Below are 13,510 nucleotides of genomic sequence, written 5' to 3'. Positions count from 1 at the left end.
GTAATCAATGAAGAAAGGCGTGGTAGATAATCATGAAATATAGATTAGCTCGTACCACAGATGGTAAGTTATCCCCATTTAAAGCTGAACAAAATATACAAAGTATACCTGAAGATTTTACGATTGAGAAGATAAAAGAACTAACTAAAAACGTGAATGATATTACTTTTAAAAAAGTTCAAACGATTGAGGGAACTGTTACTGTCATCTATTCTAAGTCACTTATAGAGAAACTGGTCATGCAGTCAACCATAATGATTCCTTTAACCAATCATATCAATCAAATCTACCAAATAGGTGAAAAAATAGAGCTGCAGGATACTGAAAATATTTTAAATAAATTAAATGCTGGGCAATCCCTTTTATATTTCCATCAAACGAATAATTTACTAATTATTGAGACCTATAGTGCTCCTACACGTACTATCACCAATTCAGAAACAGAGTCAACTGTTATTGGACCACAAGATACATTTACAGAATCCTTAGAAACCAATATTTCTTTAATTAGAAGACGTATCCGGAACTCTCATTTAAAAAATGAAGATCGAATCATGGGGGATGATGCTCCGGTTAAAATGACAGTGATGTACATGGATAATATTGCAAATAAAGATCATTTAGAGCGTTTAAAAAAGCGGTTAGATAATGTCCATTTTCCGACTTTTTTGGATATTTCAATGTTGAAGCAATTAATTGAAGATAATCCATTTTCTCCTTTTCCTCAATATTATTTGACTGTGAGACCTGATTTAATCAACAAGGTCTTAATAGATGGAAGAATTGTTGTATTAATGGATAATAGCCCCTATGCACTAGTTTGTCCGACAACCTTCTTTGAATTTTTCATTTCTTCGGAAGATTATTATAACCGCTGGACAACTGCTTCATTACTTCGTTTTCTCAGGTTCATGGGATTCTTCTTAACGATCATTATTACGCCAACTTATATATCAGCTTTAACTTTTCACCCTGAAATTTTACCTTATGAACTCTTAATGAATTTACAGGAATCTAGGAGTAGAGTCCCGTTTAGCCCGCTAGGTGAAGTATTATTTATTGAGCTCATTATCGAAGTGTTAAGGGAAGCTGGCTCGAGGCTGCCGACCAAGGTAGGTCAAACAATCGGTATTGTAGGAGGTATTGTTATTGGAACGGCAGCAGTACAAGCGGGATTATTTTGTAATTTCTTGATTGTATTAGTGGCCACATCCGCTTTACTTTCCTTCCTGCCACCTATTTTCTTAATGAGTAATTCCAGTCGATTCGTACGCTATATTTTCATTGTTTCGGCAGGATTTTTTGGATTATTTGGCCAGATGCTTGCCTTTGCTTGGGTATTGACTCATTTACTTCGCGTCAAATCATTAGGTGAAGAATATATGGCACCCGTTATTCCGCGAAAAGCGACTGATTTATTAAATAATATTATTCGCTTTCCAATTGCGTTTTTAAGATTTAAGACCGGCGTCTCGAAAGCGCAAGAAAGTAAAAAACCAGAATGAAAGTGAGATGTTATTAGGTGACTACTAAAGAAGAAAAAATCCTTAATAAATATCACGTTATTTTTTTGGTACAAAGTTCAATGGTCGGAGTGGGACTGCTCACACTTCCGCAACTGCTTAGTCCCCTGGGTATCAGTCAAGCGTTTGCTCCACTATTGTTTGGTTTAATAGCAACTGTTATTTTTTGGATGATTACTTGGCTCCTTAGGAGATTTCCAAATGACAACATATTTCAAATTAATGAAAAATTACTCGGCAAGTTTATAGGGAAAATTATCAATATTTACATCGTGGTTGTGTACCTTTTCTTTATAGCAGGGATTATTAATAACTACATGCATCTCATTCAGAGTACCGCACTACCACTTCAAACTACCACTGCTCCGATATTCGTACTACTGCTTTTGCTTATTTATATTGTCAATGGCGGTGTTTTAACAATAGCACGTTTTTGTATACTCACTTTCTTTTTAACGATTCCAATGATTTTCTTTTTGTCTTGGGGATTACAACAAGGAGATATGAGACATCTCCTTCCTTTGTTTAACTTTACGGGACCAGAATTTTATCATGCGTTTAAAAATGGTTTTGTTAGTATGCTTGGATTTGAACTAATGATGTTCTACTTTCCGAATATCAAGGATCAAAAAAAAGCATTTAAACATGGCACAATTGGTATTTGGATTAGTACACTTATATACTTTGCCACAACAGCAACATCTGTCGTATATAATTCTCCCTGGCAGCTAAAACATGTTGAGTTTCCTGTTTTAAATTTATTTAAAGCAGGTGGATTTTCTTTTGTAGAACGTATTGATATATTCGGCATTACACTATGGGTATTCCTCATTCTTACAACGGTAACACTATACTTTTGGTCCGCAAAAAAGGGAATAGAGTGCCTTTTTTCAAAACGTCAAACATTCTATTATTATCTAATGGTGATTATCATCTTTTGCATCATAAAAATACCATTTAGTAGAAGCTTGCAAGAACGAATTTTTGATATTACAGATCTACTTTCTTACACTATCGTCATTTGGCCTGTGTTCTTATGCCTGATCTATTTACTTCGAAAAGGTGGGATGCAATCGTGATAAAGAAACTGTTTTTAGTTCTTTTACTTTTGATGATTCCCCTTTTAGTGAGCTGCTCACAAGAATCATCGAATCGATCAAGAATTCCAATTGAAGATGAAGCAATGGTAGGTGTTATGTCATTCGATTATTTGGAAGATAATAAAATGAAATTAACGGTTGCTGTTCCGCAATATTCACCTAATGTGAAAAAAAACGTTCAGATTTCTTCCGTTACTACGGATTTAGTTTCAAATGGTATTGTGAAAGTTGGAAGAATGTCCGAAAAAAAAGTGGTGCTCAATCAATTGCGTGTAATTCTAGTTAATGAGGAGTTCGCTCGGAAAACGAATATGCGCAAAATTATTGAATATCTTTATAGAAAAGCTGAGGTTGGGAACAGAGCTTATATAGCTGTTGTAAAGGGAAGTGCAGAAGATATAATCAAAGGGAATTATCCTGATAAACAAAACGTTATCTATTATTTAAAGGATCTCCTACAGCCTTCTATGACTACCGCATTTAATCCCAATACAAATATCCACTTTTTTATGTTTACATCTACGAGTAAAGTTTATGATCCCATTCTTCCGGTGATAGCGAAAAAAGGCGAACACATCGAAATTGAAGGCGTCGCATTATTCAAAAATGATAAGATGATTGATACAATCTCCCCATCCGAAGCTGTTATCATTCAAGCTTTACAAGGAAAGAAAAATCTTGCTCCCGTCAAATTGAATTTAGAGGCAATAAAAGGAAAAGTTATGCTTGATTTAATTAAAGCTAATATCAGGGCAACACCAAACCGTAACCTATCATCACCAAAGCTAAAGATTACATTGAAATTAAAAGGCTTATTATCCGAGTATAAAGGGGAAATGCAAAATGAAATCGATAATCCCAGGAATTTAGCCATCCTTGAAAATGCTGTAAATAAAGAAGTGGAAAAAGAAATTCTCGAATTTTTAGGTAAAGTTAAGGAAAAGGAAATCGATCCAATTGGTTTTACCGATAATTTCCGAATGCATTATCATGGTAAGTGGACACAACAAATGACAGTAGATTTAATCAAAAAAGTTAAAGTAGATGTTCATGTCGACTCATCGATTTTAAGTACTGGAACATTAAAATAACTTTTCAAAAAAGAGTGCGAACTTTTTTGGTTCGCACTCTTTTAATTTTTATTCAACTGCACCTATTAAAAATACTAGCCGATTACCACTTGGATCAATAACCGCAAAATAATTTTCTAAGTCCTGCATTTGGACAAATTGTTTCACGTGATTTTTCAGCTCATAATAAGCTTTCTTGGTTGGGAGTTGAAATTGTACTTCTTGCAATCCGCTATGCATAGCAAGGGGGCGAGCAACGTTGTTTCCTGACCAAGTATTACCAGCAATATGGTGATGATACCCACCTGCTGATATAAAGAAAACATCATCTAAAACAACTTGAGGTTCAAAGCCTAATACTTGTTCATAAAATGCTAATGTTTCATCGAAATCATCAACGCGTAAATGCACATGACCTACTGTTGTACCTTTTGGCAACTTACCATCTGTATCAAATTCCGCAAGTTGAGCAAGCTCTTTAAAATTAAGTGGATGACTACCTTGAGGATGTTTATCCCATTGATCTTTTGGACGATCCGCATAAATTTCGATACCATTTCCTTCAATATCAGATATATAGAATGCTTCACTATATCCATGATCACTTGCACTATCAAGTTTAGCGATTGGAATCATTCGTTCAAAATGTGGATATCTATCTGATTGTTCTAAAGGACTGTCTACTGTATTTTTATTGCGTAAAATTTCGAAGAATTTGGTAGCGAACGCTTCTCTAGTTGGCACAAGGAATGCAATATGAAATAGACCTGTACTTTTAGCAGGTTGTAATTTTTCAGCAGTTTTGCGTAATTCTAAAAGTACTTTTGAATCATCTTTTGCCCCTAAGAATGCATAGTCATCGGTTTTACTAATTACAGATAAGCCGACAACTTGTTCGTAAAACGCTATTTGTCTTGCTAAATCTATTACTTTTAACACTACACGTTCTACTGTTGTAGCTGCATCTAATGTATATTGTGGTAAATATTCTTCTAATTGTTCAGTCATTTATAAACCTCTTTCTCATTAATGCATAGTTTTTCTATAGGTTTTATATAATTTTATTATATATTTGAAAATATAACAACTTTTTATTTTCCCCATGTTCTATATCCAATTGTTACATTCTTTAAACATCTGTTATTAAGCAATTTAAAAGGACCTTTTGTAAAAATTCACAAAAGGTCCTATGATTCGTTTTATTATTTTTGCAAAATTAATCTTACAGTTTTCCTGCTTTCAAATCAGCATGCCACTGAAGTAGACCAGGGATATCTGATTCATCAATCGCACCTGTTTCTTTTGCAGCTTCTACTAATGCTTCGAAATTTGATAGGCTTTTGTATGGTACTTCTGCTTGATCAAAGTTTTCTTGTGCACGAGGTAGCATGTAAGAGTAAACGGAGACAACACCTAAAACTTCTGCACCTTCACGACGAAGTGCTTCTACCGCATTAATACTTGAACCACCTGTTGAAATAATATCTTCTACAACGACTACTTTCTGACCATTTTGAAGTTTACCTTCTGTTTGATTGCCACGGCCATGATCTTTTGGTTTTGAACGTACATATACCATTGGTAATTCTAAGATATCACTTACCCATGCGGCATGTGGTATACCTGCTGTTGCTGTTCCTGCTACAACATCCGTTTCAGGGAAGTTTTCTTTGATCAATTCAGCTAGACCTGTTGCGATAATTTTACGAACTTTTGGATAAGAGATTGTTAGTCGTGTGTCGCAATATATTGGAGATTTTATACCCGATGCCCAAGTAAATAAATCATTTGGACTTAAAGTAACTGCGCCTACTTCTAATAATCCTTGTGCTACGTCTTTTTGTATTGTCATGTTTATTGTCCTCCCCATTGTGCTTGTACTGTATGATATGCTTCTACTACGTCATCAGCTTGCGTAATAGCACGTCCTACTACGATATGTGTTGAGCCATTTTCCTTAGCAAATGCAGGTGTTGCCACACGTTTTTGATCATGCGTAGCACCTCCAGATAGGCGAATGCCAGGCGTTACTTTTAAAAATTCTTTTCCACAAACTTCTTCAATAGCTTTAGCCTCTAAGACCGAACATACTACTCCATCAAGTCCGGATTCTTTTGCTAATATTGCATAGTTTAAAACGGATTCTTCTAGTGTTGTTTCTATTCGTTGTTCTTGTTGCATTTGTTCTTCACTAGTTGAAGTTAATTGTGTAACAGCTATTATGCTTGGACGTTTCTTTCCTGCAGGAGTGCCTTCTTGTAAACCTTCTAGCGCTGCTTTCATCATTGTACTTCCACCTGCAGCATGTACATTGACAATATCTACGCCCAATTTCGCTAAACCACGCATTGCAGATTTAACCGTATTTGGGATATCATGCAGTTTTAAATCTAGAAATACTTCGTGTCCTTGTTCTTTTATTTTTTTTATAATAGAAGGACCTTCTTGAAGATAAAGTTCTAGACCTACTTTCACAAATAGTGATTCTTGATACTGTGAGAGAAAGTTTGTGACGTTCTCTTCTGTGGGGAAGTCTAATGCGATGATTGGCTTATTTGTCATTTATCGATGGCTCCTTCCGATGATGTCTGTTATAAATTCACAATTTAATTCATCTAACTTTTGTGGTAATTCATCAATGATATTTGGGCATACAAAAGGATCTACAAAGTTTGCAGTGCCTACTGCTACTGCACTTGCACCTGCAGATAAGAAATCTATAACATCTTCTGCATTTGAAATACCACCCATACCAATGATTGGAATATCCACTTGTTTACTTACATCATAAACCATTCGAATGGCAACAGGTTTTACAGCAGGACCTGATAATCCTCCAGTTCCATTTGCGATAACTGGTTTCCCTGTTTTGGGATGAAGTCGCATGCCAATCAATGTATTTATCATTGTGATGCCATCTGCCCCGCCTGCTTCTACTGCTTTCGCAATATCTACTATGTTTGTAACATTTGGAGATAATTTTACATATACAGGGACACTTGATACAGCTTTGACTGCAGCTGTAAGTTCGCTAGCAGTTTTTGGATCCGTTCCAAACTGGATCCCACCACATTTTACATTTGGACATGAGATATTTAATTCTAATGCCAATACATTCTTTGCTGTTGAGATTTTTTCTGCGACTGCAACATAATCAGCAGTTTCAGTCCCGGCTACATTTGCAATGATTGGTACATCGTATTGTTCTAGCCAAGGTAGTTCATACTCCATTACATGCGCTAACCCTGGATTTTGTAAGCCAATTGCATTTAACATACCAGACGATGTTTCTGCTACACGAGGAGTTGGATTTCCTCTACGTGTTTCCAAAGTTGTCGCTTTAATCATAATCGCGCCAAGTTTTGATAAGTCATATAACTTCGCGTATTCTTGACCAAATCCAAAACAGCCAGATGCAGGTATAATTGGATTTTTTAGTGTTAAACCTGGTAATTCAACTTGTAATCGATTCATAGTGCAAGCACTCCTCTCGGAAAGACTGGGCCATCAGAGCAGATTTTTACATAATCTTGTTCTACTGCATCAGTCGTATCACATACACAAGCATAACAAGCACCTATGCCACAGCCCATTCGCTCTTCAAATGATAAGAAACCTTTTTTATCGGGATAGCTTTGCTCTAATGCTTTTAGCATTGGAATGGGGCCACAGCTATAGAAAACATCAAATTCAGGATTACGCTGTGCCAATAAATCTGTCACAAAACCTTTTGAGCCATGGCTACCATCTGCAGTGACAATATAAGTTTCACCAAGTTCATTAAATTGATTTTCATAAAAGACATTGCATTCAGATTGGAAACCTAAAACGTGGATGGTATGAACACCATTGGCATTTAGTTGTTTTGAAAGCTCGTATAACGGAGGTACACCAATTCCCCCTCCTACTAGCAATGCGGTTTGTCCAGGAGTAGCCTCTTCAACGGGGAAACCATTTCCTAATGGACCTAATACATCTACTTCATCTCCAGGTTGTTTTAAAGCGAGTAGCTTTGTTCCTCGACCTCCTGCACGATAAAGCATCGTAAATTCCATGTGTTCCGGATCAATTGAACAAATACTTATAGGTCTTCTTAGTAGTGGTTCATAACTATCTGAAATACGAATGTGTACAAATTGCCCTGGTTGTTTCATTTGAAGTGCAAGCTGACCAATTAAGGTCAGCTCGTAAATATCGTCTGCAATTTGTTTTTGACGAACAACTTTCATTTTTTCTTGGATGATCATGCGTGCACCTCTAACTCTGCTTTTGGCATAGCACTTGATGTAAATGTCATAGATTCAATTACTCGTAGAATGGCTTCTGCAGTATCAAGAGAAGTTAGACATGCAATGCCATTTTCTACTGACTCACGACGTATTCTAAAGCCATCACGAGCAGGTTGTTTACCTTTTGTAAGTGTATTGATTACTAATTGTGCTTCACCTTTTTGAATAACATCAAGCAATGTCGGACCATTAGAACCGATTTTATCAACAATTGTTGATTTTATCCCAGCTTGTTGCAAGCTTTGCGCTGTTCCAGGCGTTGCAAGAATGGAGTAGCCGATTTCAACAAATCGTTTTGCAAGTTCAATTGCTTCTGCTTTATCTTTATCTGCTACAGTCATTAATACTGAACCGTGGTCTTTAATCTTGATACCTGCTGCTACAAATCCTTTATATAATGCTTTTTCAAGTGTGCTATCTTTTCCCATTACTTCACCTGTTGATTTCATTTCAGGTCCTAATGTAGTATCGACACGACGGAGTTTTGCAAAGCTGAATACTGGTACTTTTACGAATACGCCTTCTTTAGCAGGAGCTAATCCTACACTATATCCTTGTTGTGGAATCGTTTGACCAAGGATTGCTTTTGTCGCCACATTTGCCATTGGTATATTCGTAATTTTACTTAAGAACGGTACTGTACGTGATGCACGAGGGTTTACTTCAATCACATAAACAACATCTTTTGAGATAACGTATTGAATGTTCATTAACCCTATAATTCCTAGACCCTTTGCTAGTCTAGTAGTGTAATCTACTAGTGTTTCAATATGTTTCTCTGATAGATTTTGTGGAGGATATACAGCCGTTGAGTCACCAGAGTGAACTCCTGCACGTTCAATATGCTCCATGATTCCTGGGATTAAAACATTCTCACCATCACAAATGGCATCTACTTCAATTTCTTTACCTGTTAAGTATCTGTCGATTAATACAGGATGTTCTGGAGATGCTTCAACAGCATTTTCCATATAATGTTTTAATTCTTCCGTATTATAGACAATTTCCATTGCACGTCCACCAAGTACGTATGAAGGGCGAACAAGTACTGGGTAGCCAATACTTTCTGCAATTGTGATTGCTTCAGGTGTATTTGTAGCTGTTTTCCCCATTGGTTGAGGAATTCCTAATTCATGAAGTGCTTCTTCGAAGCGGTCACGTGATTCCGCACGGTCAATTGAATCAAGTGAAGTACCTAATATTTTCACACCGCGTGCTTCTAATTTATCTGCTAGATTAATAGCTGTTTGTCCACCAAATTGAACGACAACACCAAGAGGTTTTTCAAGCTCAATAATATGCATAACATCTTCTATTGTTAATGGTTCAAAATAAAGTTTATCTGAGATTGAGAAGTCAGTTGATACAGTTTCAGGATTTGAGTTGATAATAATTGCTTCGTACCCAGCCTCTTGAATTGCCCAAACTGAGTGTACAGTTGCATAGTCAAATTCAACCCCTTGTCCAATACGAATTGGCCCTGATCCTAATACAATGACAGATTCACGGTCTGAACGAATCGATTCATTTTCATCTTCATAAGTGCCGTAGAAATATGGAGTTTCTGATTCAAATTCTGCTGCACATGTATCTACCATCTTGTAAACTGGGATAATTCCATTTTCTTTACGGTAGTCATATACTTCTTCTGATTTCATACCCCACAGTTTAGCAATTGTTTCATCAGCAAATCCTAATTTCTTTGCTTGACGTAAGACTTCTAAATCTTGTGGATGTTCTTTTAAAGTTGTTTCAAAATCAACGATGTTTTTGAATTTATCCAAGAAGAATAAATCGATTTTACTCCATTCATGAATTTGCTCGATTGTCACACCTCTGCGAAGTGCTTCACCTAAGAAGAATAGACGTTCATCTCCCGCTTTTTTCACTCGTTTTTCAATCCATGCATCTGTTAAATCTTCTGCATTTTTCATTGAAATATGTTTATGACCTGTTTCCAAAGAACGAACGGCTTTTAGAATTGCTTCTTCAAAGTTACGGCCGATTGCCATTACTTCACCTGTTGCTTTCATTTGTGTACCTAAATTACGTTTAGCTGTTTCGAATTTATCAAATGGCCAACGTGGAATTTTCGCTACAACATAGTCAAGTGCTGGTTCAAAACACGCATATGTTTTACCAGTTACTGGGTTAAGCATCTCATCAAGTGTTAAGCCGACAGCAATTTTAGCAGCAAGTTTTGCAATTGGATAGCCAGTTGCTTTTGAAGCTAGCGCTGATGAACGCGATACACGAGGGTTTACTTCGATAATGTAGTAGTTGAAACTATTAGGGTCTAGAGCTAATTGAACATTACATCCACCTTCAATGCCTAGTGCACGAATAATTTTAAGTGACACATTTCGAAGCATGTGATACTCACGGTCAGATAATGTTTGTGATGGAGCAACTACGATCGAGTCACCTGTATGAATTCCAACCGGATCGACATTTTCCATATTACATACAACAATGGCATTATCCTTTGAGTCACGCATTACTTCATATTCAATTTCTTTGAATCCTGCAATTGATTTTTCTAGTAGACATTGTGTTACTGGAGAATATTTCAAACCAGATGAAACAATTTCGTGAAGATCTTGTTCATTGTAGCAAATACCACCACCAGTTCCTCCTAGTGTGAAAGCAGGACGTACGATTACTGGATAGCCAATTTTCTCTACGAAGCTCTCAGCTTCTTCCAAATTGTGGATAATCTCTGATTCAGGTGTTGGGACATCCAATTCATACATTAAATTACGGAATAAGTCACGATCCTCAGCTTGATTAATTGCCTCTAATTTTGTACCAAGAATTTCTATTCCTAATTCATCTAGAATTCCAGAATTGTGAAGCTCGATTGCCATATTCAATCCTGTTTGCCCACCAAGTGTTGGAAGGATGGCATCCGGACGTTCTTTTCGTAAAATACGTGAGACAAATTCAAGGGAAATTGGCTCGATATACACTGTATCTGCAATTTCTGTATCTGTCATAATCGTTGCAGGATTTGAGTTAATCAGAATAACTCGGTACCCTTCCTCTTTAAGAGATAAGCAAGCTTGAGTTCCTGCATAGTCGAATTCAGCTGCTTGGCCAATTACAATTGGACCAGAACCAATTACTAAAATGGATTTAATATCGTGACGTTTAGGCATGTTGTAAAGACTCCTCTCTAGTATTGCTATTCATTAATTCAATGAATTCATCGAATAAGTGGTTTGGATCTTCAGGTCCTGGTGATGCTTCAGGATGATATTGCACAGTGAATACTGGGTGTTTTTTATGGCGTAATCCTTCACACGTGCCATCATTTAATGCAATATGAGTAACTTCTAAATCTGTTCCCTCAAGTGAGTCGCTATCAATTGCATAACCATGATTTTGAGAAGTTAACTCTGTACGACCAGTGCGAAGATCTTTTACAGGATGGTTCGCACCGCGGTGACCGAATTTCAATTTGAATGATTTTGCACCACATGCAAGTCCAAATAATTGATGTCCTAAGCAAATGCCGAACATTGGGACTTTTCCGATTAGTTCTTTAACAGTTTCAATTGCTTCTGGTACATCAAGTGGATCCCCAGGTCCATTAGATAACATAATTCCGTCTGGATGGTATGCTAGTACTTCTTTTGCTGTTGTATTATATGGTACAACAATGACATCACAGTCACGTTTGTTTAGCTCACGAAGAATACCATGCTTCATACCGAAATCCATTAATACAACGCGTTTACCACGACCTGGTGATGGATAGGCTGCTTTTGTAGATACTTGCGCTACTTGATTAGTTGGGAAAGTCGTATTATGCAAACGTTCAACCACTTCTTCTACATTTACTTCCTCTCCTGCTGCAGATAAATATCCTTTTACTGCACCAACACTTCGAATTAATCGAGTAAGTTTTCTTGTATCAATACCTTCAATTCCTGGAATGTCTTTTAATTTGAAATAATCGTTTAACGTTCCTTCATTACGGAAATTAGATGGAGCTTTTGCTAATTCATGAACGACAAAACCTTTGATAGCTGGTGAAATGGTTTCAAAGTCATCTCTGTTTATACCGTAGTTTCCGATTAGTGGATAGGTCATCGTAACAATTTGACCACAGAATGATGGGTCAGAAATCGTTTCTTGGTAACCAGTCATACCAGTAGTAAATACGACTTCACCATCTGATCCTTTGTCACTTCCGAAAGCTTGTCCCTCAAATACTTCGCCTGTTTCTAAAATGAGTTTTCTTGTTGTCATTGTGCATCCTCCCATACGATATTTCCATTGTAGATAGTTAGTGCTGGCCAACCAACTGCTTTCCAGCCATTAAATGGTGTATTTCTACCCTTAGATACAAAATCTTCTGCATTTACAGACTTTTCTTTTTCTATATCGATTAGTACTATATCAGCTGATGATCCTACTTCTAATATTCCATAAGGTAAATCAAAGAGTTTTGCTGGTTTAACTGTCATCCAGTCAATCAGTTGTCGTAATGTCCATTTACCTGATTTGACAAATTGAGTATATAGTAATGGAAATGCTGTCTCGAAACCTACGATTCCAAACGGTGCACCAACCATGCCACAGCATTTTTCCTCTTTTGTATGTGGCGCATGATCTGTTGCGATACAATCGATTGTTCCATCAAGGAGTCCCTCATGTAATGCTTGCCAGTCATCATTTGCTCGTAGAGGTGGATTCATCTTCCAATTTGCGTCATCACTTGGTATATCCATTTCTTCTAACAGCAAGTGGTGCGGACATACTTCTGCAGTCACATTAATGCCAGCCGCTTTTGCATCACGCACAACTCGTACGGATTCTTTTGTTGATACGTGGCACACATGGTAGTGAGCTCCTGCTGCTTCTGCTAAAAGAACATCACGTGCAATTTGAACAGATTCACAAATGGAAGGAATACCCGGTAGGCCAAGTTCCTTATTGCGCTTTCCATCATGCATTACCCCATCGTAAATGAGTGAGTTATCTTCGCAATGAGCTACAACCGCCATGTTAATCGAAGCTGCATCCTTCATTTGTTCAAACATAGTTGCAGCATTTTGCACTCCAACTCCATCATCAGAGAAAGCAACTGCGCCATTTTCTTTTAATGCTTTTAAATCTGTGCGAGCATCTCCAGATTGTGCAACTGTTAATGAGCCGTATGGTAAAACTCGAACAGTAGCACTTTTTTCAATTAAACTATTAATCAATTGCAAGTTTTCAACTGAATCTGGTACTGGTTTTGTATTTGGCATTGCGCAAATTGTTGTAAAACCACCTTTTGCAGCTGAAGCAGTACCTGTTGCAATTGTTTCTTTATGTTCAAATCCTGGTTCCCGTAAATGAACATGAACATCAACAAAACCTGGTGAAGCAACATAGCCCTTACCATCGATTACTTCGTCTGCTTGCAATCCTAAATTTTCACCAATTGCTGAAATCTTTCCATCTTCAATGAAGATTTCGCCTACTGTTAGTAACCCTTTCGCGTCAACTAACTGTACATTTTGAATGAGTTTGGTCAT

11 protein-coding genes are annotated in these 13,510 nt (G+C 37.0%); 3 read left to right on the top strand and 8 right to left on the bottom strand.

The features are described 5' to 3' along the window. Positions 1-32 precede the first annotated feature (32 nt). The 3 genes from ACWV26_RS04350 to ACWV26_RS04340 are packed head-to-tail and all read left to right on the top strand — an operon-like array spanning position 33 to position 3,714. On the top strand, positions 33-1,505 hold the full coding sequence (locus tag ACWV26_RS04350) for a spore germination protein (RefSeq protein ID WP_455897153.1): 1,473 nt from the start codon (positions 33-35) through the stop codon (positions 1,503-1,505). 17 nt (positions 1,506-1,522) lie between these two features. Beyond that, positions 1,523-2,602, top strand: a complete 1,080-nt coding sequence (locus ACWV26_RS04345; protein ID WP_455897152.1) for a GerAB/ArcD/ProY family transporter — start codon at positions 1,523-1,525, stop codon at positions 2,600-2,602. Beyond that, positions 2,599-3,714, top strand: a complete 1,116-nt coding sequence (locus ACWV26_RS04340) for a Ger(x)C family spore germination protein (RefSeq protein WP_455897151.1) — start codon at positions 2,599-2,601, stop codon at positions 3,712-3,714. The genes ACWV26_RS04345 and ACWV26_RS04340 overlap by 4 nt, the downstream gene beginning before the upstream one ends. Positions 3,715-3,762: 48 nt before the next feature. On the opposite strand, the gene ACWV26_RS04335 is transcribed toward ACWV26_RS04340, so the two are convergent. The 8 genes from ACWV26_RS04335 to ACWV26_RS04300 form a co-directional block, all read right to left on the bottom strand. Then, positions 3,763-4,701 (bottom strand): VOC family protein, encoded by a 939-nt coding sequence (locus tag ACWV26_RS04335; RefSeq protein ID WP_455897150.1) that lies wholly within the window; start codon positions 4,699-4,701, stop codon positions 3,763-3,765. A gap of 214 nt (positions 4,702-4,915) precedes the next feature. Then, the gene (pyrE, locus tag ACWV26_RS04330) at positions 4,916-5,545 is read right to left on the bottom strand and encodes an orotate phosphoribosyltransferase (RefSeq protein WP_455897149.1); all 630 of its coding nucleotides are present in this window, start codon (positions 5,543-5,545) and stop codon (positions 4,916-4,918) included. A 2-nt stretch (positions 5,546-5,547) separates the two neighbouring features. Then, positions 5,548-6,255, bottom strand: coding sequence for an orotidine-5'-phosphate decarboxylase (gene pyrF / locus ACWV26_RS04325; protein WP_455897148.1), 708 nt, complete (start codon positions 6,253-6,255; stop codon positions 5,548-5,550). Beyond that, a complete protein-coding gene (locus tag ACWV26_RS04320) occupies positions 6,256-7,167 on the bottom strand; it encodes a dihydroorotate dehydrogenase (RefSeq protein ID WP_455897147.1) in 912 nt (303 codons plus the stop codon). Continuing rightward, on the bottom strand, positions 7,164-7,940 hold the full coding sequence (locus ACWV26_RS04315) for a dihydroorotate dehydrogenase electron transfer subunit (RefSeq protein WP_455897146.1): 777 nt from the start codon (positions 7,938-7,940) through the stop codon (positions 7,164-7,166). The genes ACWV26_RS04320 and ACWV26_RS04315 overlap by 4 nt, the downstream gene beginning before the upstream one ends. Further along, positions 7,937-11,140: a carbamoyl-phosphate synthase large subunit gene (carB, locus tag ACWV26_RS04310; protein WP_455897145.1), complete on the bottom strand. Its 3,204-nt coding sequence runs from the start codon at positions 11,138-11,140 to the stop codon at positions 7,937-7,939. Before carB ends, ACWV26_RS04315 begins: the two co-directional genes overlap by 4 nt. Further along, entirely contained in the window at positions 11,133-12,236 is a 1,104-nt protein-coding gene (locus ACWV26_RS04305; protein WP_455897144.1) for a carbamoyl phosphate synthase small subunit, read from the bottom strand. The genes carB and ACWV26_RS04305 overlap by 8 nt, the downstream gene beginning before the upstream one ends. Continuing rightward, the gene (locus tag ACWV26_RS04300; protein ID WP_455898172.1) at positions 12,233-13,510 is read right to left on the bottom strand and encodes a dihydroorotase; all 1,278 of its coding nucleotides are present in this window, start codon (positions 13,508-13,510) and stop codon (positions 12,233-12,235) included. The genes ACWV26_RS04305 and ACWV26_RS04300 overlap by 4 nt, the downstream gene beginning before the upstream one ends.

Source organism: Rummeliibacillus sp. JY-2-4R, assembly GCF_053847205.1.
The sequence above is the reverse complement of the archived record's forward strand: the minus strand, read 5'-3'. Positions and strand labels throughout refer to the sequence as shown.

What these genes read in the sequence shown, in the direction of transcription:
- carB (WP_455897145.1), bottom strand. Translation starts at nt 11,140, where the DNA reads ATGCCTAAACGTCACGATATTAAATCCATTTTAGTAATTGGTTCTGGT.
- ACWV26_RS04335 (WP_455897150.1), bottom strand. Translation starts at nt 4,701, where the DNA reads ATGACTGAACAATTAGAAGAATATTTACCACAATATACATTAGATGCA.
- ACWV26_RS04300 (WP_455898172.1), bottom strand. Translation starts at nt 13,510, where the DNA reads ATGACCAAACTCATTCAAAATGTACAGTTAGTTGACGCGAAAGGGTTA.
- pyrF (WP_455897148.1), bottom strand. Translation starts at nt 6,255, where the DNA reads ATGACAAATAAGCCAATCATCGCATTAGACTTCCCCACAGAAGAGAAC.
- ACWV26_RS04350 (WP_455897153.1), top strand. Translation starts at nt 33, where the DNA reads ATGAAATATAGATTAGCTCGTACCACAGATGGTAAGTTATCCCCATTT.
- ACWV26_RS04305 (WP_455897144.1), bottom strand. Translation starts at nt 12,236, where the DNA reads ATGACAACAAGAAAACTCATTTTAGAAACAGGCGAAGTATTTGAGGGA.
- pyrE (WP_455897149.1), bottom strand. Translation starts at nt 5,545, where the DNA reads ATGACAATACAAAAAGACGTAGCACAAGGATTATTAGAAGTAGGCGCA.
- ACWV26_RS04320 (WP_455897147.1), bottom strand. Translation starts at nt 7,167, where the DNA reads ATGAATCGATTACAAGTTGAATTACCAGGTTTAACACTAAAAAATCCA.
- ACWV26_RS04315 (WP_455897146.1), bottom strand. Translation starts at nt 7,940, where the DNA reads ATGATCATCCAAGAAAAAATGAAAGTTGTTCGTCAAAAACAAATTGCA.